At 63.5% G+C, this 22,450-nt stretch carries 18 protein-coding genes; 12 read left to right on the top strand and 6 right to left on the bottom strand.

Annotation, left to right across the window (positions count from 1 at the left end; genetic code table 11):
• Positions 1–412: 412 nt before the first annotated feature.
• The 4 genes from HGK27_RS07045 to HGK27_RS07030 form a co-directional block, all read right to left on the bottom strand.
• The gene (locus tag HGK27_RS07045; RefSeq protein WP_206239880.1) at positions 413–2,365 is read right to left on the bottom strand and encodes a mechanosensitive ion channel family protein; all 1,953 of its coding nucleotides are present in this window, start codon (positions 2,363–2,365) and stop codon (positions 413–415) included.
• A 168-nt stretch (positions 2,366–2,533) separates the two neighbouring features.
• Positions 2,534–2,734 carry a hypothetical protein gene (locus HGK27_RS07040; protein WP_206239879.1) on the bottom strand — a complete coding sequence of 67 codons (201 nt, stop codon included), beginning with the start codon at positions 2,732–2,734 and terminating at the stop codon, positions 2,534–2,536.
• A gap of 136 nt (positions 2,735–2,870) precedes the next feature.
• Positions 2,871–3,488 (bottom strand): type IV toxin-antitoxin system AbiEi family antitoxin domain-containing protein, encoded by a 618-nt coding sequence (locus HGK27_RS07035; protein ID WP_206239878.1) that lies wholly within the window; start codon positions 3,486–3,488, stop codon positions 2,871–2,873.
• A 72-nt stretch (positions 3,489–3,560) separates the two neighbouring features.
• Complete coding sequence (locus HGK27_RS07030) at positions 3,561–3,707, bottom strand: hypothetical protein (RefSeq protein ID WP_206239877.1); 147 nt, start codon at positions 3,705–3,707, stop codon at positions 3,561–3,563.
• Between the two features lie 424 nt (positions 3,708–4,131).
• Here HGK27_RS07030 and HGK27_RS07025 point away from each other — a divergent pair, with 424 nt between their 5' ends.
• A complete protein-coding gene (locus HGK27_RS07025; protein WP_206239876.1) occupies positions 4,132–4,716 on the top strand; it encodes a response regulator in 585 nt (194 codons plus the stop codon).
• Positions 4,713–6,536, top strand: a complete 1,824-nt coding sequence (locus HGK27_RS07020; protein ID WP_206239875.1) for an ATP-binding response regulator — start codon at positions 4,713–4,715, stop codon at positions 6,534–6,536. Before HGK27_RS07025 ends, HGK27_RS07020 begins: the two co-directional genes overlap by 4 nt.
• Before the next feature lie 9 nt (positions 6,537–6,545).
• On the opposite strand, the gene HGK27_RS07015 is transcribed toward HGK27_RS07020, so the two are convergent.
• Entirely contained in the window at positions 6,546–6,974 is a 429-nt protein-coding gene (locus HGK27_RS07015) for a hypothetical protein (protein ID WP_206239874.1), read from the bottom strand.
• 542 nt (positions 6,975–7,516) lie between these two features.
• On the opposite strand from HGK27_RS07015, the gene HGK27_RS07010 reads away from it, so the two are divergent.
• The 5 genes from HGK27_RS07010 to HGK27_RS06990 all read left to right on the top strand — a co-directional run bounded on the left by HGK27_RS07010 (position 7,517) and on the right by HGK27_RS06990 (position 13,259).
• Complete coding sequence (locus tag HGK27_RS07010; RefSeq protein WP_206239873.1) at positions 7,517–8,023, top strand: hypothetical protein; 507 nt, start codon at positions 7,517–7,519, stop codon at positions 8,021–8,023.
• Between the two features lie 114 nt (positions 8,024–8,137).
• Positions 8,138–8,746: a hypothetical protein gene (locus HGK27_RS07005; RefSeq protein ID WP_206239872.1), complete on the top strand. Its 609-nt coding sequence runs from the start codon at positions 8,138–8,140 to the stop codon at positions 8,744–8,746.
• 177 nt (positions 8,747–8,923) lie between these two features.
• Complete coding sequence (locus HGK27_RS07000) at positions 8,924–9,697, top strand: fimbria/pilus periplasmic chaperone (protein ID WP_206239871.1); 774 nt, start codon at positions 8,924–8,926, stop codon at positions 9,695–9,697.
• A gap of 11 nt (positions 9,698–9,708) precedes the next feature.
• Entirely contained in the window at positions 9,709–12,288 is a 2,580-nt protein-coding gene (locus HGK27_RS06995; protein ID WP_206239869.1) for a fimbria/pilus outer membrane usher protein, read from the top strand.
• 26 nt (positions 12,289–12,314) lie between these two features.
• Positions 12,315–13,259, top strand: coding sequence for a hypothetical protein (locus HGK27_RS06990; protein WP_206239867.1), 945 nt, complete (start codon positions 12,315–12,317; stop codon positions 13,257–13,259).
• A 37-nt stretch (positions 13,260–13,296) separates the two neighbouring features.
• On the opposite strand, the gene HGK27_RS06985 is transcribed toward HGK27_RS06990, so the two are convergent.
• Positions 13,297–13,626, bottom strand: coding sequence for a gamma-glutamylcyclotransferase family protein (locus HGK27_RS06985; RefSeq protein ID WP_206239865.1), 330 nt, complete (start codon positions 13,624–13,626; stop codon positions 13,297–13,299).
• Between the two features lie 86 nt (positions 13,627–13,712).
• Here HGK27_RS06985 and HGK27_RS06980 point away from each other — a divergent pair, with 86 nt between their 5' ends.
• From HGK27_RS06980 to treF, 5 genes are all read left to right on the top strand, one after another.
• A complete protein-coding gene (locus tag HGK27_RS06980) occupies positions 13,713–14,288 on the top strand; it encodes an RNA polymerase sigma factor (RefSeq protein ID WP_206239862.1) in 576 nt (191 codons plus the stop codon).
• Positions 14,251–15,261 (top strand): FecR family protein, encoded by a 1,011-nt coding sequence (locus tag HGK27_RS06975; protein ID WP_206242906.1) that lies wholly within the window; start codon positions 14,251–14,253, stop codon positions 15,259–15,261. Before HGK27_RS06980 ends, HGK27_RS06975 begins: the two co-directional genes overlap by 38 nt.
• Positions 15,262–15,483: 222 nt before the next feature.
• The gene (locus HGK27_RS06970; protein WP_206239860.1) at positions 15,484–18,150 is read left to right on the top strand and encodes a TonB-dependent receptor domain-containing protein; all 2,667 of its coding nucleotides are present in this window, start codon (positions 15,484–15,486) and stop codon (positions 18,148–18,150) included.
• Positions 18,151–18,309: 159 nt separating this feature from the next.
• Positions 18,310–20,736 carry a TonB-dependent receptor gene (locus tag HGK27_RS06965; protein WP_206239858.1) on the top strand — a complete coding sequence of 809 codons (2,427 nt, stop codon included), beginning with the start codon at positions 18,310–18,312 and terminating at the stop codon, positions 20,734–20,736.
• Positions 20,737–20,801: 65 nt separating this feature from the next.
• Positions 20,802–22,412, top strand: coding sequence for an alpha,alpha-trehalase TreF (gene treF, locus HGK27_RS06960; protein ID WP_206239855.1), 1,611 nt, complete (start codon positions 20,802–20,804; stop codon positions 22,410–22,412).
• Positions 22,413–22,450 lie beyond the last annotated feature (38 nt).

The raw sequence follows: 22,450 nt of genomic DNA, 5'->3' as shown, positions 1-22,450 counted from the left end.
GGTAGCTTTTGGGGCTGCTTGACCTCCGCGCTGATCGGCGCCCCGCTTTTGGCTTTTTCGTTGCTTGTGAGTGCATTAGGCGACTGTGTGCCAGAAGAGCCCTGTAATCATGGCTTAATTTGGCAACTCTTCATACCAGCCATTCTGATAGCTGCCCTAGCAGGCCTCGGTATGCGTTTGGCAGTAAACTGGGTCGTAAATCGAAAGAAGGGCGGCAGCTAATCCTAACTTACCCGCCCTTCCCGCGCAGCGAAGCAACCTTCAAAAGCTTCCAAACCAACCCGAACCGATCCCGCATATCCAGCGCCAAGATCGAAAATAAAGGGATTGCCAAGGGCGCCATCGCTTGTCGCGCGCGACAAGCGCACACTTAAGGTCCTTTGCCCGCCGGAGGCATCTTTTCCCAAACTTCCTAACTCGATTTGATCTTGATGCCCCGGCCTTCTGCATGAGCGCTCAACGTAAAGAGCAAGTCGCTCTTGGCCTGCGTGACCGAAGTCCCCGGCTTGGCATAGACCCTCAGGTTGAAGGTCCACTCCCCATCACCCAGCGTGGTCAGGTACAAATGCGGCGCGGGCTCCTCACGCAGACCTTTGGCGTCCTTGCACAGATCCAGCACCGCGTCGCGAGCCTCCGTCGCTGACGGGCAGCCAGCGACGGTCAGCGGCAGATCAAGGCGGGAGGACATCAGCGTATCCGGCTTGTTGCTCACCTGAGAGGAAATAAACGACGAGTTCGGCACAATGGCCGTACCGCCATCCGCCGTCGCCAGTTCGGTGGCGCGCACGCGGATGCGGCGAATGGTGCCCTCGGCGCCGGAAACCGCGACCCAGTCACCCTGCTTCACCGGGCGCTCGATCAGCAGGATCACGCCTGATACGAAATTCTGGATGATCGACTGCAGACCAAAACCGATCCCCACCGACAGGGCGCTGGCAATCAGCGTGATCTTTTCCAGCTGCAGGCCCAGCGTGCTGGTGGCGCTCAGCAAGGCGATGATGATGCCCACATAGCTCAGCCCCGTCACCAGCGAGGTGCGCACGCCGATGTCCAGCGAGGTGGAGGGCAGGAAGCGGTTTTCCAGCCAGCCGCGCATGATCCGCGTCAGCGCCACGCCGACGATCAGCACCAGCACCGCCATGCCCACCGTGCCGGGCGACAAATGGAGCGAATGCACGGAACTCAGCAAGGGCGCGGGCCGCAGCTGGTCCACCACCACCGCCTGATCGCCATGCAGCGGCGCAGTGACCAGACCGATCGCAAAGAGCCAGACGATCACGGTCAGCAAGGCGCTGCCCAGCAGGGCCAGTTGCTTGATGCGGGCGCGCTTCACCCCGACCACACCGGTGGCAAAGCGCCCGACCATGCGATTGGTGTCGAACAGTTGGGAGAGCAAGGCGTCGAAAAAGCGCGTCAGCAACCAGGCGATGGTCAGCACCAGCCCGGCCCATAGCAGCTCCTGAAGCACCAGCATGGCAAAGCGGGTGTGGCCCAGCACAAAGGCGCCGAAGCCCACCGCCAGCGCCACCCAGACCAGCGCCGTCATGCCGAAGATGGCGGGAACGGCGGGTGCGGCTGCGCCGTCGGGCGTGGCCTCCGCCTGCCTTTCCCGCGCATGGCCCGCCTGGATCAGGAAACGGGCGATGACGATGGTCTCGATCAGCAGGATCACGCCCTGAGCCATGATCCAGCTCGTCTGTGCGGCATGCAGCAGTTGCGCCAGCTGGTCGGTCACATGCGTCAGGCCCAGCATGAGCGCGGCGGCAAAAGGATAGAAGCCGATCGCATGGCCCAGCCCCGGCGGCAGCGGCAGCGGCCTCAGCGCCTTGTTCTCGGGCGAGCGCAGAGCCCGTCCCACGCCCAAGCCCAGCCCCGCCATGCCGATCGCCACCGCCAGCGCATGGGCCAGCACTTGCGTTTCAGGCAGCAGCGTCAGCGTCAGCTCCAGAGCGGCCAGAGCAATCTGCCCGGCCAGCACCCACAGCAGCGTGGAGATCACCACCGTGCCCACCGCCCTCAGGGTGATCGCCAGCCTTTCCTCAAGCGAGGCGGCCTCCAGCATCCTGCCAAGTCGCCGCAGCACCCAGAGCCGGAACGGCCATGCCAGAACCAGAGCCACACCCAACAGCGCCACCAGCAATGGAAAGCCAAAAGCGTCGGTAAAGGGCATGGCCAGCTGTCGCGTCACCAGCGACAGCGCCGTGCCCGCATCGCGCGACAAGGCCTCGGGGATCGAGAGCCTTGCATCGGTGGCCACCTGCGCCTGCGCCGTGCCTGCGGCCATCAAAATTCCAGGCATCAGGGCGGAGAAGCCGGTCATTGCCCGCGTCCGGCGCGGCGCCTTGGAGGAGCTGGATTTGGGCATGCGTCAACCTTCATTCTCTCTGCGATCCCGCGCCGGACCGGGTCTGGCGGTATGGCGCTCCGCTGATGGCAGGAGCCGCCGTGCTCTTCGCAGAAACGCCCGAGATGCCGTTAAGTTCTTGCCTTTGTTGTCTAAGGCTGTTGCTTAAGGCCTCGGCAAGGGCTGCGCCTATGCCTTACCATCCCCCTGCTTTTCGTGACGATCCCGGCCGGATTTGTGGAAACCCATATCGGTCAGATGGTCGAATATGGACTGGGCATCCTGTTTCGCCCGCCCCATCGAGGTCGGGCGCCGCAGGGCCTCATAAGCGGATCGGCTGAGCGCCTGGGCCTTGGCCGCAAGGCGGTGCCAGTTCAGAAGGTTGGCCATAGGGCCTCCCATCGGTTTGCAGCAGGCAGGACCATCAGGGTCATCCCATCGCGGGCTTGAAACACACGCATAAGGCATCCTCTCACCTCGCCATCCCCTCAGAGAGGCAAGCATCCAAGTGCCGCGATGTTTCTCTTCAGCCGGCCGCCACCCCGAGATGCGCCAGATAAGGGCGCATGATCGGCCAGACCCCGGCGGTCCTGGCGCCTTCCTCAATGGCAGCGGGGCTCGCCTTGCCTTCGCGCACGGCGCGGCGCAGGGCGGTCACCGCGATCTCGCGGTCCACAAGGCGCGGGTGGCGGAACACATCAGCCAGCGTCTTGACCAGCCCGTAGACGGGCACATGGACGCCGCCGATCACATGGGTTTCCACGCCCTGTCGCAGATAGGCCGGCGCGAAACGAACGATCCGCAGCGGCGGGCAGGAGGGCGCCGGGGCCCAGTCATGCGGGCCGATGGCCATCCAGACGCGCGGATGCTCCTCATCCATCAGGCCGTGAAACATCAGCGCAGAGATCATCGCGATCACGCCCTTGGGGACGCGCATGGCCGCCACGGCCAGCTCATGATGCTGGTGGAGGTCCACCAGGCAGCGCTGATAGAGCCCGCGCGAGAGGCGCTCCAACTCGCCATCCTCGACCGCGCGCAGCAGAGCTGCGGCGGTGATGCCGGCCTGCTTCAACTCACTCGCCCGCATGACGGCGCGCGTGCGAAACAGCGCCAGCAGCTTTTCGCGTTGAGATCCTTCGCTCATCAGGCAAACCTCCTGCCAGACAGCTCTATCAGAGCTTGTCTTGGCTCCCCCCTGCCCTGCCCCTAAGCAGCTTTACGGCTTGGCCGGTTCGATGCGGAAAGCCTGATCCAGCCCGGTCTGAGCCGGAGCGTGAGGCATGAAAGCCACAATCACCCCGAAGAGTCCCGGATTGGGGCGGATGGACGCTGCCGCAAAGCGCTCGCCGCAAAACGACGCCACGGGCAGAGCCGGAGATGGGATTGAGAATGCAATAAAATTGATCAACGCAAGGCATCGCAGCGCACAAGGTCAGGAATCAACCGGCCATAATTTCGCAGCTGCGGAATAATGTCGTTTTACAGCCCAGTTGGCTGTTGAAACATTATTAACGAAAAATTAACATTTTCAGATCTTTTTGAAACGTCAAATCCATCATTTCAGCACAAAAGCATAGGGTCATAAATTTGAAATTATAACCTCAACATAAAAACAACATCGAACAAATCCCTCCCCGTCATAGACGTCATATGAAAACCGCTTCATTCATTTACTTTGACAGATCATACACTCAAGCTAAGGAGATCAGGAAACCTGTCGCATAGCGGTTACCAGATTCGATATTCGACGGTCGGGATAGCAGCGGGACAGGTGGGGGATTCCTGGAATGACGCAATATACCGTTCTGGGGATCGATGATCACCGCCTGTTTCAGGCCGGGCTCGAACTGCTCATCGCCAAGAACTTCCCGTCCATGGCGTTTCGCGCGGCCTCCTGCATCGAGGATGCGCTTCAGGCCACTGAACTCCATCCGGACCTCATCCTGCTGGATCTCGACCTCTCCGGCATGTCCGGGATCGACGGCGTGCCGCTGCTGCGCCTGCGCTGGCCGCAATGCCGGATCGTGATCGTCAGCGCGAAGATCGACATCTCGCTGATGCTGGCGGCCAATGATCACGGCGTCGACGCCTTCATTTCCAAGGCCGAGCCTCCCGAGCGGGTGGTGGAGATCGTCCGCGCGCTGACCCTGAGCAAGGGGCATAGCGAAAGGCCGGCCAATGATGTGCTGACCCGCCGCCAGACGGAAATCGTGACCTATCTGCACAAGGGCTATTCGAACAAGGCCATCGCCCATGTGCTGGGCATCTCCGAATTCACGGTGCGCGGCCATGTGCAGACGGTGATGAAGGCCTTTGGCGCCCGCAACCGCACGGAAGTCGCCTTCGAAGTCCAAAAACGCGGATTGCTATGAGTTTGGGCGCCAGCGCCACCGCCCATCGGGCGGATACAGAGCTTGAACACAACATCCTCGTCGGGCGGCTCAAGCTGATCCATGGCATGCTGCGCAATGCCAATGCCTCGACGTTGCTGCTTTCGCTGCTGATCGCCGGCTTTCTGCACAGTGAGGGCGCGCCTGTCCTGTGGTGGCTGGGCTGGCAGATTTTCTCCAAAGTGGCGCAGGTCATCGATCTCAAAGATCGTGTGTCAGATGAGCTTATCGAACAGGCCCCCAAATATTATACCTATCGCCTGATCCTCTGGGAAATGCCCCAGGCGATCGGCTGGTGCAGCCTCTATTTCATCATTCCGGCCACATCTCATCCCGCCGAATGCTTTATCGTCCTGATTTCACTGGCAGGCGTCGTGGCGGCAGCCTCGACAACCTATGGCCCGCATTTCGGCGTGCTGGCCAGCTATCTGGCGGTCTATTACGCTGCGGTCGGTCTGGCCGTGGCCATGGCCGGCGGGCAGATGCCCGACTATCTGGCCGAAACCGCGACGGTGATCGTGCTTTATATCACCGGCATGGGCTACAATGGTTACAAGAATGCGGCGGCCTGCCGCAGTTCCATTCTGCTGGGCCTTGCCAATGCCAGCCTCGCCCGCAAGCTGGAGCAGGAAGCCGCCAGCGCGCGGGCCGCCCATGCCATCGCGGCGGAGGCCAATGAGGCACGCTCGCGCTTTCTCACGGCGGTCGGCCATGATCTGCGCCAGCCCATGCAGGCCATCGCGCTGTTTCTGGCCACGCTCGACAGCATCGCGGAACGCCGCCTGCGCCTGCGGATGATCGGTCAGGCGCAGGAGGCGCTCAAGGGCGCGTCCGAGATGCTGGATATGCTGCTGGACTTCTCCCGCTTCGAAACCGGCATTTCGGCCCAGAAACGGATCTTCCCGCTGCAGGATCTGTTCAACCATCTCGAAATCGAGATCGCTGGCAGCGCCGAAACCAAGAACCTTGTCTATCGCACCCGAGACACCACGGCGCTGATCAACAGCGACCCGGTTCTGCTTCATTCGATTCTGCGCAACCTGCTCTCCAACGCCGTGCGTTACACGCATGAGGGCGGCGTGCTGATCGGCGCCCGCCGCCGCGCGGGCGAGCTGGTCATCGAGGTGTGGGACACGGGGCAAGGCATTGCCGACGATCAGCATGAGGCAATTTTCGAGGAATTCCGGCAACTCGATGATACCAGCCATATGCAAAGGCAGGGGCTGGGCCTGGGGCTGGCCATCGTGCGGCGGCTGGCCTCGGTGATCGGCGCGCAGGTGTCGCTGGAGTCCCGGATCGGCAGGGGCAGCGTCTTTCGCCTGGCCATGCCGCAGGATGACACCGTCGCCCTGCCCCGCCTCCCGGAGGTTCCGGTGCCATCGGCGCGCGATCATCATCACGGTGGCGCCCACATTCTGATGGTGGACGATGATCCCGCCATCCGCGAAGCCATGACCACGCTGCTGCAATTGTGGGGGCATGAATGCCGCTCAGCGGCGAGCGGGGACGAGGCGATGAGCATGATCGCCCGGATGCGGCCCGACCTCCTGCTCTGCGATCTGCAACTGGCCGATGGCGAAACCGCGAGCGATATCCTCACCCGCATGCATCAAGCTTATGGGCCGATCCCCACGATCATCCTGACCGGCGAAATTCATCTTGAAGAAGCCGGAAGACTGATCGCGCAAGGTATAGAGGTTTTAGGCAAGCCCGTTTCTGAGGCTCAACTGCGCGCAAGCCTCGAACAGCTCCTTGGCCATCGCGAGGACTTGCACGCTACTCTTATACAGGCGTTGAGGTGAAAGGCCCGCTCACGCCGGGCTGATCGTCACCGTCAGCAGGATCGGCAGCTCCGCATTGACCGCCTTGGCCTGAACCAGCGACCATGAGTTGCGGCTGACCGCGGCATTGTTTTCGGTGCGCTCGGCCAGACCGTTGACGATGTCGAGGCGGCGGCTGCCCACCAGCAAGGCCCCGGAATCCAGATTGGTGAAATTCGAGCTGACGCGATAGCCGCTCGGATCGTTACAGATTTCCTGCACCGTGCCCAGCGTTGCCTGCCCGTCATGCAGGAAGATGCCGTCAGGCGCGGGCGAACTGATCCTGCAGAAGGTGGGCACAAAGGCGCTCAACTGCAGATGGACAGTGGACTCACCGGCCAGAGCAGGCGCTGCCTGAGGCAGGATCGCCAGCGCAGCGGCAACAGCGACGGACCGAAGGACATACATCTTGGTGTTCATGGCAAGGCGCACCCGGACTGATGAAAGCAGATCACTCTCTAGCCGCGCGCCCGTAAATTTTCGGTGAAACCGCGACGACTCCCCTGCGCAAGTTTCGAAAGCTGATCTTGTTCACATCGACCCGCCCGGGATTCGATAAAACGTGCCGGATGAGGGACGTCTCGAAAATGGACAAAACAGTACTTTTTGACCGTTTCGACTCTCCGAATCCAGTCATTCTGTATTATGGATTAACAAGGAATAAACCATTAGAAACTCGCTCAACGAAGGGGGAGGGACAGAATTTTTCTTTAGAAATATTCTGACTTTTTTCAAAAATTCTAAACAAGCCAAGTCAACTTGATAAATCTGTCAAGAAGACCGCGCAAAGCATGCACAAGTAGCCAAGTCCATTCTTGAACTTCACCTCAACGACGAATTTAGCGAAAGAGGGTTCCTTGCGCAATTTCAATCACATCCGGCGTTTGAAGAGCCCCTGCGCAGCAGCATTTCTGATGCTCTGTTCGGTTCAGGGGGCATCTGCCTCCATAGCGGTTCCAACGGTGGATGTGCCTGAAGGCGCCACCAACACGATGCAGTATGGCATCACCGGTCACATCACCGCCCGGTGCTCGCTGCAGACCAGTTCGGCCAACGTCAATCTGGGCGATATCCTTGATCCGGCCAATGGCGCCGCCGCCAAGCGCAGCGCTTCGGTGCCCATCGATTACCAGTGCAACGCGCCTTTCGATGCCACGGTCACCTCGCTCAATGGCGGCTTGAGGTTCCAGGGCGCCGGCGTCGCGAATTTCTCCGATCTTGTGGGCTATTCGCTGGCTCTGGATCTTCAGAATGCAGGGGCGGTGACGCTCAACTGTACCTCGGCGCAGATGAAGGGCGACAGGCAGCACAATGACAGTGCCTGCCACGCCGCATCGGCACCCGGCACAGGTCTTGGCGGCGGACGGACGACGCTGGTGATCAACACCGCGTCCACCACCCAGCCGCTGCTGCAAGGCACCTATTCGGACATCATCGCCATCCGCCTGGCCCCCAGGCTTTCCAGCTGATTTCAGAAATATACCGGCCATCGTCGGGCCGGTATCGCCGCACGGACATCCGTCGGACCCCGCTCACGACGACCGATTTTTCAACAATGCCCCAATGCAATGAAAGGGAATATCATGCGTCTGATCGCTTCTTCGATGGCCGTTCTGGCTCTCCTCTCGACTCCCGCCTTCGCCGCCACCTCGACCACGCCGATCGGCAACGACGGTGAAAGCATCCTGAACCTGGCCGCCAGCGCTCAGGACTACTGCCGCCTGGGTCAGGTCAGCAGCATTTCGGGTCTGACCAACGCCACCTCCAGCACCCTGTCGGGCGGCCAGTCGGGCGCCAACTCGGACGTCGCACTGAACGTGAACCTGCAGGACCAGAACACCGACGCCGTTCAGGCCTGGGGTGCCACCATCAACCTGCCCTACTCGGTCTGCAACCACAACTTCGCCATCTCGTTCACCTCGACCAAGGGCGGTCTGTCCTACACCGGCACGCAGCAGGCTTCGGCCGGCTTCACCAAGCTGGTTCCCTACGGCGTGTCGGTCTCGCTGGGCGGTGCTACCCTGGCGGTCACCGACAAGGCGATCGCTCCCAACCAGACCTTCACCTCGTCCTCGGCCAGCCCCGTTTACGGCAGCGCCGTTATCCAGCTGACCGGTCTGGCCAGCAGCAGCTACCTGCTGTCGGGTGCCTATTCGGACGTTGCCAACGTCACGATCACCCCGGTTGCCTAACGCTTGACAGCGTGAAGGAATGCGCCGGAACGATCGCTCCGGCGCAGTGCAAGGGGTGGCATCGCGCCACCCCTTGCCAACATCTGGGCCACCATCGGGATCTCGCCTGTCGTCACCCCATCGGCGCGGCCCCTATCTGCGCGACGCCGCCCAAAAGGCATCATTGAAGGGCAATCGATGACTTCCAAGTTTTACCGTCAGGGCGGCCTTGTTGCCGCAGTCATGGCCCTCGCCTTGGCGGCCAGCCCGGCGCAGGCGGTGCTGGTGCAGCCCATGGTCATCCGCATGTACACGGCGGGGCAAGGCGCCAATGCCGCGATCACGGTGGTCAACGACAAGAACAAGCCCGACACGATCCAGGTCAAGGTTTCCAGGCTGATCATCGGCGAAACCGGCAGCCCACAGACCGAACCGGTCAAAAGCGACGATTTTCTCATCTTCCCGCCAATCGCCACGATCGAGGCCGGGAAGACCCAGGTTTTCCGCCTCCGCTGGGTGGGTGAGCCCAAGCTCGACAAGGCCGGCCTCTACATGGTCACCTCGCAGGAAGTGCCCGTCGATCAGCAAGGCACCGGCGTTCAGGTGGTCTATGCCATCCAGACCCTGGTCGCGGTCAGCACGCCCGGCATGACCTCCGCGCCCGAGCTGGTCTCCCAGACCGCCACCGAACGCGATGTGCCGGAGAGCCCGCAAGGCCCCGCCCATCATGAAGCGGGTCTCGATCTGCTGATCCAGAACACCGGCAACAATGCCCTGTTCCTGGTCGATTACGGTCTGCGCCTTCAGGGCGACAATGGCTTCAAGCAGGATCTCTCGACCGTGGATGTGGAGCATGCCGTCGGCCTCGGCCTGATCCCGGCCAATGCCCGCAGGCATATGTTCATTCCCGTCAAGGATCTGCCCAAGACCGGCCAGATCACCGTAACCTTCCGCAAAGACGGTAAAGGCTGATAGGGCCCGACGTGCTGCAATTTCTTCTTCTCACCGGCTTGCTGGACAGCCAGGCGGGGGGCGTTGCCCTTCCAACCTCGATCGCCGCGGCAGCTGGCAATGGCGTCGCCAGCAGCGCGGCGGGCACCGCATCCGCCAAGCCTGCCCCGCGCCTCAATCCGACCGGTCGCACCATCGTGCTGAACGTGCCGCTGCGCTCGACCGGGCCGCTGGGCGATGTGGACATCACCATCGCCCCTGACGACACGCTGTCGATCAAGACGGAAGATTTCGCGGCGGCGCTGAGCCGGATGCTCAAGGCCGACAAGCTGGCCGAGCTGCGGGCCGCCGGTGACGCACAGGGGCAGATCACGCCCTTCGCCCTGCTCAAGCTGGGCTATCTGGTCCATTACGATCCGGGCAATTCCGAGCTGGTGGTGTCGATCGATCCTGCCAGCATGAACAGCCGCGATCTCAATTTCGGCCGCGAAAGCTTTCGCACGATCCAGCCGGACAAGTCCCAGCCGCTCAGCGCCTTCATCAACTATCGCCTGGGCGTGATCTCGCAGGTTTACGGCAGCGGTTCGCACAATCCCGGCCTGCTGGGCGATGTCGAGGTGGCGGGGCGCATTTCCCGTCGCCTGGGCTTCGAGAATTACTTCTCGTTCAACAGCCTGTCCGACACGCCCTTCCTGCGCAACTCCAGCCGGGTGATCTATGATCTGCCCTATCAGGGCGTCCGTCTGACGGCAGGCGATCTGGTCGGCCAGACCACCGCTTTCCAGTCCGACCCGCAGATTTCCGGTATCAGCGCCAGCCATTTGCGCAGCCAGCTCTCGAATCTGACCACGCCACCGGGCCTGCATGGCCGCAGCCTGGTGATCGAGCGCGAGTCCGATATTCAGGTGATGGTGAACGGGCTGATCATCGGCTCGATGCATCTGGCGCCGGGCAATTACGATCTGCGCAATCTGCCCATCACGCAGGGCGCCAACAATTTCACCGTGGTGATCACCGATATCACCGGGCAGCGCCGCGAGTTCAATTTCTCGCTGGTCAATTCCGCGCAGCTGCTGCCTGCCGGGCAGAGCGAATACAGCATCTCGACGGGTGTGCTGGCGCCTCTGGGCAACAGCGGCCCGCATTACACCTCAGAGCCTGCCTTTCAGGGCTTCTACAACCGCGGCCTGACCGACAGTCTGACGATGGGCGCCAATGTCGAGGCGACCTCGCGCATGCAGCTTGCCGGTGTCTCCGCGATCTGGGGCTCGCCGATCGGTCTGTTCTCGCTCGATCTGTCGGGCAGCCATGATTACGGCGATGTCAGCGGCGGCGCGGCGCGTCTGCAATATTCCTACAATCGCACCCCTCATCCGGGCGGGCAGTCGACCAATCTCGACATCTATATCGAGTATGACACGCCGCATTTCCTGATCCCCAGCGCGGCGGGCACGATCACGCCGCCCCAGACCTTCACGCTGGACAGTGCTCCGAATTTCGATCTGAGCACCTATAACACGCGTGCCATCACGCTCTCGGCCAATGCCTCCGTGCCGATGGGGCGCGTCCTCACCCTGAGGCTCTCGGGCAATTATTCCATGCTGCGCGGCGGTCAGGGTGATACGGCGCTGATCTCGGCGCAGTTGATCTTCCCCGGGCCCTTCCGCTCCACGCTGGGTCTGGGCGCGGATTACAGCTTCGCTCCGAAAACCACCGTCGACACGGGCATCAGGATCGCGCGCGGCTTCAGCTTGCAGCTCAGCCTGACCAAGCGCTTCGGTGCCGGCGCCGTGCTGAGCGCCAGCGGCGACCGCTTCACCCAGCAGGCCAACTTCAACCGCACCCCCGCGCGCGGCATCGACGACTGGTATCTGAGCGCCAATGCCACGCGCGACAATTCGACCACGCTGGGCAATGCCACCGGCAGCATCACCGCCGGTTATGAAACCAACCGCGGCGACATCGAACTGACGGCCGGCAGCAACATGACCGCCTCGGGCAAGCTGCAGAGCCAGCAGGTGGGCGGCTATGTGCTGGGCAGCATCGCCTATGCCGGCGGTGCCGTGGGCATCGGGCCGCGCATCGACGATGCTTTCGCGGTCTTCACCCGCGATTCCTCGCTGGACGGTCATCAGCTGACGATCATCGACCGCTACGGCCATCAGGTCCGCTCGCGCTCGGGCACGCTGGGGCCTGCGGTGCTGCCGCTGGGTTCCTATTCCGATGCGGTGGTCACCTATGATGTGGCCGATCTGCCCACCGGCTACGATCTGGGCACCGGTTCCGCCGAGGTCTATCCTTGGCTGCATTCCGGCTACCGGGTCAAGGTCGGTTCGGCTGACAACATTTCGGCCTTCGGCAAGCTGCGCGATGCCGAGGATGCGCCGGTTGCCCTGCGCACCGGCCAGGCCCGCAATCTGGACGATCCCTCCAAACCGCCGATCTCGGTTGTCACCAATGACGAGGGCCGTTTCGCCCTGTCGGGCGTCGGCCCGGGCACCTATCGCCTCGATATGGCCGGCACGCCCACGCTGACCTATACGTTGAAGGTCACCAAATCGCCCGATATGCTGGTGACGCTGGGAACGCTTCACCCCGAGGTGGCGAAATGAGCCAAGGCATGACACGAAAAGGATGCATGATGCCGAAACACGCCCTGGCCTCCGCTCTGGCCCTGCCGTTGCTGACCGCGTCGTCGCTGGCCCTGCTCGCCCCGGGCCAGGCCTGGGCGGCAGGCGATCAATGCCGGCTGACGGCGCTAAACCTCTCGGGCATCAACGCCAGCTATGATCCCTTCGATCCCGCCGCGGTGATCTCGCCCGCACCGATCAGCGTACGCACCAGCGGCGACTGCACCGGCGCTCACCTCCAGCTGTCGCTCGTGGCCAGCCAGACCAGCCCTGAAACCGGCGCCAGCGCGCGTCTGGTGCTGGGCGGCAATGCCATTCTGGCCAATGTGACCATCGCCGGTCACGCCGCGCCGGTGGTCCAGCCGTCTCAGGCCTTTGTGCCCAATCCGGTCAGCCTGCCGCTGGGGAGCGCGGGCAGCCTTCTGGGCAATGCCAATATGGCCATGTCCGTGCCCGAAGGTCAGGTGGCGCGGCCCGGTGTCTACAGCGCCTCGCTGCAGATCGCCGCTCAGTTGACCGACCGCTCGAACCATAAGTCCGAGCTGACGGTGCCGGTCATTCTCTCGCTTTCGGTCATTCCCTCGATGCGTCTGGTGGGCGGCGGCAACTCGCGGCTGATCGATCTGGGCGAGCTGGCTGAAAACAAGGTGAGCAGCACCTTCCCCTTCACCGCCTATGCCAATGACGATTACGCCATCGTGGTCAGCTCGCAGAACGGCTTCCAGATCAAGCGTCGCAACAGCCCGAATTCGCCCGGCGTGCGCTACAGCCCGGTGCTGGCCAATGCCGCGCTGAGCAGCGTGGACGGCCACGGCACGATGCGCGCGCAGTTCCCGCCGCCGATCGGCGGTATCCAGCATCATGCCGTCAGCATCCGGGTGGGTACGATCAATGGCATGATGGCGGGCGATTACAGCGATGTGATGACGCTGCAGATCCAGCCCAAGATCTAGCAGGCCATGCGGCGGGCGCCTGTCCCGCCGCAACCCATCAGGCGTTGATGTAAATCCAGGCGTCGAGCGTTGCGCCCCCGGTTTCGACCGTGATCGGAGCGCGGCGGTATTCGGCCCCCTCGAAAGCGTCGAGGCGCGGCCAATGCTGCGCAAGACCGGCAGCTTCGAAGAGATGGACCTCGACCCTGTCGCCATCCTCCCCCGGCACCAGCGCGGGATAGCCGAGCGCCGCGCCCCAGCCCTGATCGACCAGTCGCCCCCGCACGAAACCGACGCTCCATCTGCCTTCGATCATGGAAAGCTGATGATGGTTCGGGCGCCCGGGCGCGAGTGTGCCATAGGTGGCCAGACGGTGATCGATCTCCATAAGGCACGCTATAAATGGCACGGCCAAAGGATCAACAGCACCTCTGATCTTGACAGATCGCCGCAGCAGGCGCCCAGAATAATCCGATGGATCGCGACGCAGAACCGATTCCGCAACAGGCAGAGGATGGCCCGCCTCCCGCGCAGAACCGGCGCGGGCTGGTTCTTGCGCGTCTGGCACAGGGCTATGGTCAGGCGCTGCACCGCTTTTTCGAGCGGCGGGTGACGGTCAAGGCCGATGTCCCCGATCTGGTGCAGGATGTCTATCTGCGCCTGAGCCGGATGGACGATCCGACCGCCATCGAGAAGCCGGAGCATTTCCTTTTCGTCACCGCCGCCAATGTGTTGAAGGACAGCGCACGGCGGGCAACGGTGCGTGACACGAAATTTCATGACGAATTGCGTGACGATCTGGTCCTGCCAAGTTCGGATATTCCCGCCGACCGCGTCTTGGAAAGCAAGGAGGCGGCAATACGGCTGCAGGCCGTGTTGCTGGAGCTTCCCGATCGCAGTCGCGATGTCTTTGTGCTGCGCGTGATGGAAGGGTTGAAAATGGCCGATGTCGCCCGCGCGCTGGGCATTTCCACGCGCGCCGCTGAAAAACATCAGGCGCGTGCCCTTGCGCATGTCGCCGCAGCTTTCGAGGATTGGCGCCATCGCTGAGACCCCTCTCCTGACCCAGGCGGCGCTCTGGCATGAGCGGATGCAGGCCCCCAGCCCCGCGACGCAGGCCGCCTTCGCGGCATGGCGCGACGCGAGCCCGCTGCATGCGCAGGCCTATGGGCAGATCAGCGCCGCCCACGATCAGGCCGCTCTGCTGGCCGAGGAAAATCCGCTGCTCGCCCTGCGCCAGCAGACCCTCGCCCGCACCATGCTGGCCCGCCCCTCACCGGTTCTTCCGGCTGCCCGGCGCCGTCAGGCGATGATCGCCGCAGCCGCGCTGGCGCTGGTGGGCACGCCGCTGGCCGCCTACAGCATCCATGCGTGGCGCGCCTCTCACGCCGAGGCGCCCACCATCGAGAGCTTTCACACCGATGTGGGCCAGCAGGCCGATGTCACCCTGCCCGATGGATCGCTGGTCACGCTCGACACCAACAGCCGGCTTGAGGTGCGCTTTGCTTCGGGTGAGCGCTCGATGCGGCTGGAAGGTCAGGGCTGGTTCCGCATCAGGCCCTCGGCCACGCCGTGGCGGATCGACGCGGGCGGGCAAGGCTTTACCGCCTCGCAAGGCAGCTTTGACCTGCGCAGCGATCCCGGCCAGCTACGCGCCTATGCCGACAACGGCAGGCTGACCATGAGCGATGACGGCGCGGAGGTTGCTCTGGCCCCCGGCCACCTGCTGACCCAGCGCGGCAGCAACCGGGTGATCCGCGATCTGCCCGATCCCTCCGGCCTTACCGCATGGCGTGAGGGCATGCTCCAGTTCCAGAACCAGACGCTGGGCGAGGCGGTGAGCGAGTTCAACCGCTATCGCCGCCAGCCGATCCGCCTGACCGATCCGCGTGCCGGTTCGCTGCGCATCTCCGGCGCCTTCCGCACTGCCGACAGCACGCGCTTTCTCGATGCCCTCTCCAATGGCTTCCCGGTTCGGGTGCGGGATGACGGGCATGAGGGTGTCACCATCACCGCACGCTAGGCACCCGCTCTAAACCATTGTCAGACAGGGCCCGACACTGGCATTCTGGCAGTGCGCCCGAAAGCTGTCGGCCATGCCGGCTTGCTCCTGCGTGTGAACAGGGAAAAACCGATCCGAAACATTCGGACGAAAAAATGTGAAAAGGGGGTTCGGGTTTTGGACAAGCCTGCGTCTTGTCCCTTGAAGGCCCCGCATTTGACGGAGCCGCGAGGGAAGAGGGGAATGCCATGGCTCAGCGGGAGGATGCGGATCGGCGTTTGTGCCGCACTGCTGCTCTGCGCCATGCCGCATGCCGCTCAGGCTGGACAGGCCTTGCCCTTCGATATCCCCGCCATACCCCTGTCCGAGGCACTGGTGCTGTTCGCCAAACAAAGCCATCGGCCCATCCTTTTCGCGCCGACCGATGCGCGGGGCAGGCGCTCCGTGCGGCTGCATGCTCGGCTCGATCCGGACAAGGCGCTGGCGCGTCTGCTGAAAGGCTCCGGCTGGCAGGCGCGGGCCGCGCCGGGCGGCGCCTATCTGCTGGAAGCAGTGCCCATGGCTGAGCCCCGCACGCCCGCACCGCGTCCGCGCCCCATCTTCACCGATGCCGAGACCATCGCCCCGGCGCAGATCGCTGTGACCAGCGACATCGTGGTGGTCGGCACGCCCGGCGGCGGCCAGCGGCGCCAGCAGGCGGCTTTTGCCGTCACCACCATCGACCGCCCCGCCATCGATCAGCTTGCGCCCAGCAGCACCGCCGAGGTGCTGAAACTGGTGCCCGGACTGACGGTGGAGACCTCGGGCGGCAAGAATGGCGCGAACATCTTTGTGCGCGGCTATCCCTCGGGCGGCGACGCGGAATATGTCACCCTCCAGAGCGAGGGCGTGCCCTTCTTCCCGCCCGCCACCCTGTCTTTCCTCGAAAATTCGCAACTCTATCAGATGGATGAGACGGTGCAGCGGGTGGAAGCCGTCCGCGGCGGGACCGGCGCTCTGTTCGCCTCGGGCCAGCCGGGGGTGACGGTCAATCTGGTGCAGCGCGAGGGGGGAGACCATCGCGAGGGCCTCATCAAGACCACGCTGATCAGCGATGGCGAGACCCGTGCCGATGGCTACATCTCCGGCCCGCTGGGCGCTCATACAAAAGCGATGATCGGCGGCTATATCACGCGCGGCGATGGTATTCGCTCGCCCGGCTTCGATGCGGATCGCGGCGGGCAGATCACGGCCAATCTGCGGCAGGATCTGGGGTCGGGCTCGCTGCTGGTGTTCGGGCGCTACCTCAATGACCGCAGCCAGTGGCTGCTCCCCATCCCGCTGCAACAGAACGGGCAGAGCATCAGCGCCTATCCCGGCTTCAGCGCGGGCAGCGGCACGCTGGCCGGGCCTGATACGCAGCGCGGCACGCTCAATGATGGCTCGCGCTACAATCTTGCCGATGGTCGCGGCGCAAGGATCGTCCAACTGGGCGGCAATCTGGAGCTGCGCCCCGCCCATGGCCTGATCCTGCGCGACAAGATCAGCTGGCTCTCCGGCCATGCCGACACCACCGGCCTCGTGCCCGACAACACCCCGCCCCAGAGCGCCGCCGATCTGGCCGCCAGCCTGGGTGGCCGCATCGGATCGCTGGCCACAGCCTCCGGCCAGCCGGTTTCCACCAATCAGAGCGTGGTCGAGGCAGGCATCTGGACCATCACCAAGCGCATCGATGCTCTGGTCAATGATGCCACGCTGGAATGGACCACCGGGGCCAGCAAGGCGACCTTCGGCATCTATGCCACCACATATGGTTCGCGCGACCATTGGAACATCGGCAACGATTTGTTGCTCACCGCCGAGCCCCATGCCCGCCGTTTGAACATGGTGCTTTCCGATGGGCGCAAGGTCACCCGCGACGGCTTCACCAGCGGCGCCAGTTTTCTGGTAGACGCCAGCTATTCCGGCAATGATCTGGCCTTTTACGGCGTGGAAGAGCTGAAAGTCACCGACCGCCTGCGCATCGATGGGGGCTTGCGCCACCAGAACCACGCCGTGGAGGGCACCGTGGCGGACACGCGCCCAACCGGAGCAGGCGGCCTCGATGGCGATCCGCGCACACTTTACGACAACAATGATGTCGTCTTCACCGGCACCGCCACGCCCCTGCGCTATCGCGGCAGCGCATGGAGTTGGACGCTGGGCGCCAATTACGCGCCAACCGCGCATCTCAGCGCCTTTACACGCTTCAGCCGGGGCAACAGCTTCCCCTTCTTCGACAATCTGCGCGACGGCATCACCCTCACCCCGCAGGTCGATACGATCGAGGGCGGGGTGAAGCTCTCGACCACGCCGTTCAGCCTTTACGCCACGCTGTTCCACAACCGCTTTCAGGGGCTGGTCACCACCGTCATCACCGAGGGCGCGCCGATGGCCTCGGTGGGCGGTGCCAGCGCGACGGGCGTGGAGCTGGAAGGGCAGTGGCGCCCCCTGCCCGTTCTCTCCATCGCCTTTTCGGGCAGCTGGCTCGACGCGCATTACCGCCATTTCTTCACCAATGACGGCCTCACCGATCTCTCCGGCAACCGCGTGCAGCGCCAGCCGCAATGGCAGGGCCGCGTCACGCCAAGCTGGAACGGCAGGCTGGGCCAGCGCAAGGCCAGCCTCTTTGCCACGATCAGCTATATGGGTGACCGCTGGTCAGACGTGCAGAACCAGCAATTGCTGCCGCATTTCGTCACGCTCGACGCCGGGGCCAGCCTCGATCTCACAGCGCGCCTGCGCCTGCGGGTCAGGGCCGAGAACATCACCAACACCATCGGCCTGACCGAGGGCAACCCCCGCACGCTCGGCGCGCAGCCGGTGGGCGCCATTCTGGCAAGGCCGATCCTTGGCCGCTCGGTGGCGCTCTCCGCCAGCTACGGATTCTGACCATGACGATCCAGGGCCCACGCGCTCCCCCCTAGGCTCAGACCCGGACCCACCAAAAGACCGGTTTTAAACCACCGTCGGCCAGCCTGCCGCACGGAGAGATCCCGCGCGTCCCGGGCATGGACGCACAAAACCATAATGAAGCAGGAAGGACACTCCATGCACACTACCATCCCCCACCATCGCAAGGCGCTTGCGCTGATGCTGCTCGCCGGAACGGCGCTGGCCGCTCCGGCTTACGCTCAGCAGGCAGCCCCCGCCGCTGACGCTGCCGCCACCCCCGAGCCGCAGGAAATCGTCGTCACCGGCAACGCCAACCGCGAAGGCCAGCGCAAGATCGACGCTTCCTACTCGATCTCCACGGCATCCGCCGCGCAGATCCGCGAGGTGCAGCCCACCTCCACCGCCGATCTGCTCAAGATCGTGCCGGGTGTGTGGGTGGAATCCTCGGGTGGTCAGGCGGGCGCCAACGTCTTCATTCGCGGCTTCCCCTCGACCGGCGACGCGCCTTTCCTCACCGTGCAGATGAACGGCTCGCCGATCATCGCGCCCTCCTCGCTGTCCTTCCTTGAGAACAGCTCGATCTTCCGCCTCGACGACACGGTCGAGCGCATGGAAGTGCTGCGCGGCGGTCCCAGCCCCATCTTCAGCAACGGCCAGCCCGGCGCCACCACCAACTTCATCCTGAAGGAAGGCACCAGCCAGCCCCATCTCTCGCTGCGCGCCACCTATGGCACCGAGGGCACCTATCGCGTCGATGCCGTGGCGCAGGGCCCGATCACCGACAACACCACCTATATGATCGGCGGCTTCTACCGCTATTCGGACGGCTTCCGCCACACCGGTTTCAATGGCGATCAGGGCGGCCAGATCACCGGCAGCGTGACCCACACCTTCGATGCGGGCAAGCTGAACGTCTATGGCCGTTACCTCAGCGACCAGAACGCCTTCTATTCGCCCATGCCGCTGCTTCAGACCGGCAATGGCACCTTCTCGACCTTCCCGGGCTTTGACGCGCGCACCGACACGCTGGTAGGCCGCGAAATCCGCAACACGCTGATCGAGACCGGCCCGAGCGTCAATGGCGGGCCGACGCAGAAGCTGGGCGTGGATCTGTCGAAGGGCCGCGGCGCCAATGTATGGACGGCGGGCAGCACCTTCAGCTATGATTTCGGCGCCTTCCAGCTGCAGAACAATTTCAACTTCACCAAGGGCACGTCGAACACCTTCGCCCTGTTCACCGGCAGCAATCCGCAGACGGTGTCTCAGTACCTCGCCTCGGCGGGTGGCACGGGCACGGTTACCTATGCCGACAGCGGCGTGGCGCTTTCGGGCGATCAGCAGACCATTCAGGCGGGCATCTGGTCGGTGCAGAAGCATATCCAGAGCCTGACCGACGAGCTGAAGCTCTCACGCAAGATCTTCGAGGGCAACACGCTGACCTTGGGCGGCTATGTCGCGCATGTGACGGATCATGACGTCTGGTATCTGGGCAACAGCATCCTGCTGGCGCTGGAGCCGCAGGCCCGCGTGCTCAATGCCACGCTCAACAATGGCACGATCCTGACGCGCAACGGTTTTACCAGCGCCAACAGCTATGACGTGAACGCCTATTACGTCAGCGACAATGTGGCCGGTTATCTGAGCGACGAATGGCAGATCGGCAAGCTGCGTCTGGATGGCGGCGTGCGTGTCGAGCATGTCTCGATGACCGACCATTATGAGAACAGCTCGACGGGCGATCTCGATAACAATCCGCTGACGGCCTACAACAATGGCGCCACCTATCTGAACGGCACCTACTCGGACGTGCGTTACGGCAAGACGCAGGTGAGCTGGACGGCAGGCGCGGATTACGCCTTCAATCGCCAGCTCAATGGCTTCCTGCGCGCCAACCACGGCGCGCTGCTGCCGCAGTTCGACGATCTGCGCGGCAATGCCACGTCCTTGCAGAACATCAAGCCGCAGACTGCCGACCAGTATGAGATCGGTCTGAAGACCTCCAAGAAGCTCTATGACCTCTATCTGACCGGCTTCTACAACCGCTTCCACAATCTGGTCTTCCAGGACATCCGCGTGATCAACGGCGTGGAGCAGAATGTGGTGCAGTTCGGCGGATCGCGCGCTTACGGCGTGGAGTTCGAAGGCGCGCTGCGTCCGGTCGAGGGCCTGCAGCTGGCCGCGCGCGGCGTGTGGCAGAACGGCAAGTTCCTCGATTTCGGGACGAATTCGGGGCATCAGGTCAACCGCCAGCCGCAGTTCCAGGTGGCTTTCACCCCCTCCTACACCCAGCGCACCGCCTGGGGTAAGGCGCGCATCTTCGGCACCTTCACCCATATCGGCAACCGCTTCGCCGATCTGGAGAACCAGCAGCCGCTGGGCAGCTACAACACGCTGGATCTGGGCGCCTCGCTGGATGTGAGCGACCGCTTCTCGATCCAGGCGACGGTGGAGAACGTTACCAACACGCTGGCGCTGACCGAGGGCAACGTCCGCACCGTGGGCTCGGCCAACACCAACGGCTACTTCCTTGGCCGCCCGATCTTCGGCCGCCACGGAACGATCACCGCCGCTTACAAGTTCTGATCCCATCTATCGGGCCGGTCGGATTTTCCTTGTCTGACCGGCCCTTTCCTTCGAGTGTCCCCAACATGACCAAAGCCCCCCTGCTCTCCCTCGCCGCTCTGGCGCTGGCGCTCTCCGGTGTGCCTGCCGCTGCTCAGACTTTGTCCGCCGCTGCCCAGCGTGTCGAAACCATCTCACAAAAGGCCGGAACGCCCGAGGACACCTATGGTGACCTCTATCGCGCGGTGGAACTGGCCCGCGTCTTCCCTGACAGCAAGACCTTTGCCGATATGGTCCCGCTCGATGGCCCGGCGGCGGTGCTAGCCGCCTACAAGGCCGAGAACCCGCAGGGGAAGGAGGCGCTGAGCGCTTTCGTCGCGAAGCATTTCCGCAAGATCGGTGGCGAAGATCAGCACAAGCTGACCATGCTGGAGCATATTCGCGCGCTCTGGCCCATTCTGGCCAAGCCGCCGATGGCCGCCACGCCCGGCTCATCCCTGCTGCAGCTGCCCTATGCCTATGTGGTGGCGGGCGGCCGCTATCAGGAGATGTATTATTGGGACAGCTACTTCACCATGCTGGGCCTGAAAGAGGATGGCGAGCAGCCGCTGATCGATTCCATGCTGGCCAACTTCACCAGCATGATCGAACGTTACGGCCATATCCCCAATGGCACGCGCAGCTATTACCTCTCGCGCTCGCAGCCGCCGTTTCTGGCGCTGATGATGGACCTTTCGGACAACAGGGACCCCGTGCTGGCCCGCCAGCGCCTCGCCGCGCTGAAGGGTGAGTATGCCTATTGGATGGCCGGCTCCACCTGTCTGGACAAGGAAGGCACCTGCCAGCATGTGATCCGCATGCCCGATGGCAGCCTGCTGAACCGCTATTGGGATGCCCGCGACACGCCCCGCGATGAATCCTATACCGAGGATGTGGCCACCTCCGCTGAGGCCGCACCGCGTGCCGCAGAGCTGACCAACCGCGATCTGCGCGCCGGGGCCGAAAGCGGCTGGGACTACAGCTCGCGCTGGCTGCGCGATGGCAAGACGCTTTCGACGATCCACACCACCGACATCGTGCCGGTGGATCTCAACAGCCTCTTGTGGAATCTGGAAACCTCCATCGCCAAGCGCTGCGCCGCTTTGGGCGATACGGCCTGCGCTCAGGATTTCACGCGGAAGGCCGAAGCCCGCAAGGCGGCGATCAGCAAATGGCTATGGTCCGCGCCCGAACAGCGTTTCGTCGATTGGGATCGCACCACCGGGCAGCCGACCAAGGTGGTGTCCGCCGCCATGCTCTATCCGCTCTTCGTGGGTCTGGCGACACCGGCTCAGGTGCAGGCCACCGCCAAGCTGACGCAAAGCGCCTTGCTCGCCCCCGGCGGTCTGCGCACCACCACCAATCAGAACGGCCAGCAGTGGGATCAGCCCAATGGCTGGGCGCCACTGACATGGGTCGCCATCGCGGGCCTGCATCGTAACGGTCAGGAGGAACTGGCGAGGGATCTGGCGCATCGCTGGATCGGCACGGTCTCCTCCTTCTACAACCGGACCGGGCGCATGGTCGAGAAGTACAACATCGAGACGGGCGATGCCGGTGGCGGCGGCGAATATCCGGTGCAGGACGGCTTCGGCTGGACCAATGGCGTCACCCGCGCCCTGATCGCGCTCTATCCGCAAGAAACGCCAAAGCCCTGATCCGGCAGCGCGGCGATCTTTCACAGATCGCCGCGCTA

It is taken from the genome of Novosphingobium terrae (assembly GCF_017163935.1).
Lineage (GTDB): Bacteria > Pseudomonadota > Alphaproteobacteria > Sphingomonadales > Sphingomonadaceae > Novosphingobium > Novosphingobium terrae.
This window is presented reverse-complemented; position numbering and strand designations above follow the sequence as displayed.

Coding starts and splice junctions, on each gene's coding strand:
- HGK27_RS06965 (WP_206239858.1), top strand. CDS start 18,310: ATGCACACTACCATCCCCCACCATCGCAAGGCGCTTGCGCTGATGCTG.
- HGK27_RS07015 (WP_206239874.1), bottom strand. CDS start 6,974: ATGAACACCAAGATGTATGTCCTTCGGTCCGTCGCTGTTGCCGCTGCG.
- HGK27_RS06975 (WP_206242906.1), top strand. CDS start 14,251: ATGTCGCCGCAGCTTTCGAGGATTGGCGCCATCGCTGAGACCCCTCTC.
- HGK27_RS07000 (WP_206239871.1), top strand. CDS start 8,924: ATGACTTCCAAGTTTTACCGTCAGGGCGGCCTTGTTGCCGCAGTCATG.
- HGK27_RS06985 (WP_206239865.1), bottom strand. CDS start 13,626: ATGGAGATCGATCACCGTCTGGCCACCTATGGCACACTCGCGCCCGGG.
- HGK27_RS06990 (WP_206239867.1), top strand. CDS start 12,315: ATGATGCCGAAACACGCCCTGGCCTCCGCTCTGGCCCTGCCGTTGCTG.
- HGK27_RS06980 (WP_206239862.1), top strand. CDS start 13,713: ATGGATCGCGACGCAGAACCGATTCCGCAACAGGCAGAGGATGGCCCG.
- HGK27_RS07005 (WP_206239872.1), top strand. CDS start 8,138: ATGCGTCTGATCGCTTCTTCGATGGCCGTTCTGGCTCTCCTCTCGACT.
- HGK27_RS07040 (WP_206239879.1), bottom strand. CDS start 2,734: ATGGCCAACCTTCTGAACTGGCACCGCCTTGCGGCCAAGGCCCAGGCG.
- HGK27_RS07035 (WP_206239878.1), bottom strand. CDS start 3,488: ATGAGCGAAGGATCTCAACGCGAAAAGCTGCTGGCGCTGTTTCGCACG.
- HGK27_RS06970 (WP_206239860.1), top strand. CDS start 15,484: ATGCCATGGCTCAGCGGGAGGATGCGGATCGGCGTTTGTGCCGCACTG.
- HGK27_RS07045 (WP_206239880.1), bottom strand. CDS start 2,365: ATGCCCAAATCCAGCTCCTCCAAGGCGCCGCGCCGGACGCGGGCAATG.
- HGK27_RS07020 (WP_206239875.1), top strand. CDS start 4,713: ATGAGTTTGGGCGCCAGCGCCACCGCCCATCGGGCGGATACAGAGCTT.
- HGK27_RS07025 (WP_206239876.1), top strand. CDS start 4,132: ATGACGCAATATACCGTTCTGGGGATCGATGATCACCGCCTGTTTCAG.
- treF (WP_206239855.1), top strand. CDS start 20,802: ATGACCAAAGCCCCCCTGCTCTCCCTCGCCGCTCTGGCGCTGGCGCTC.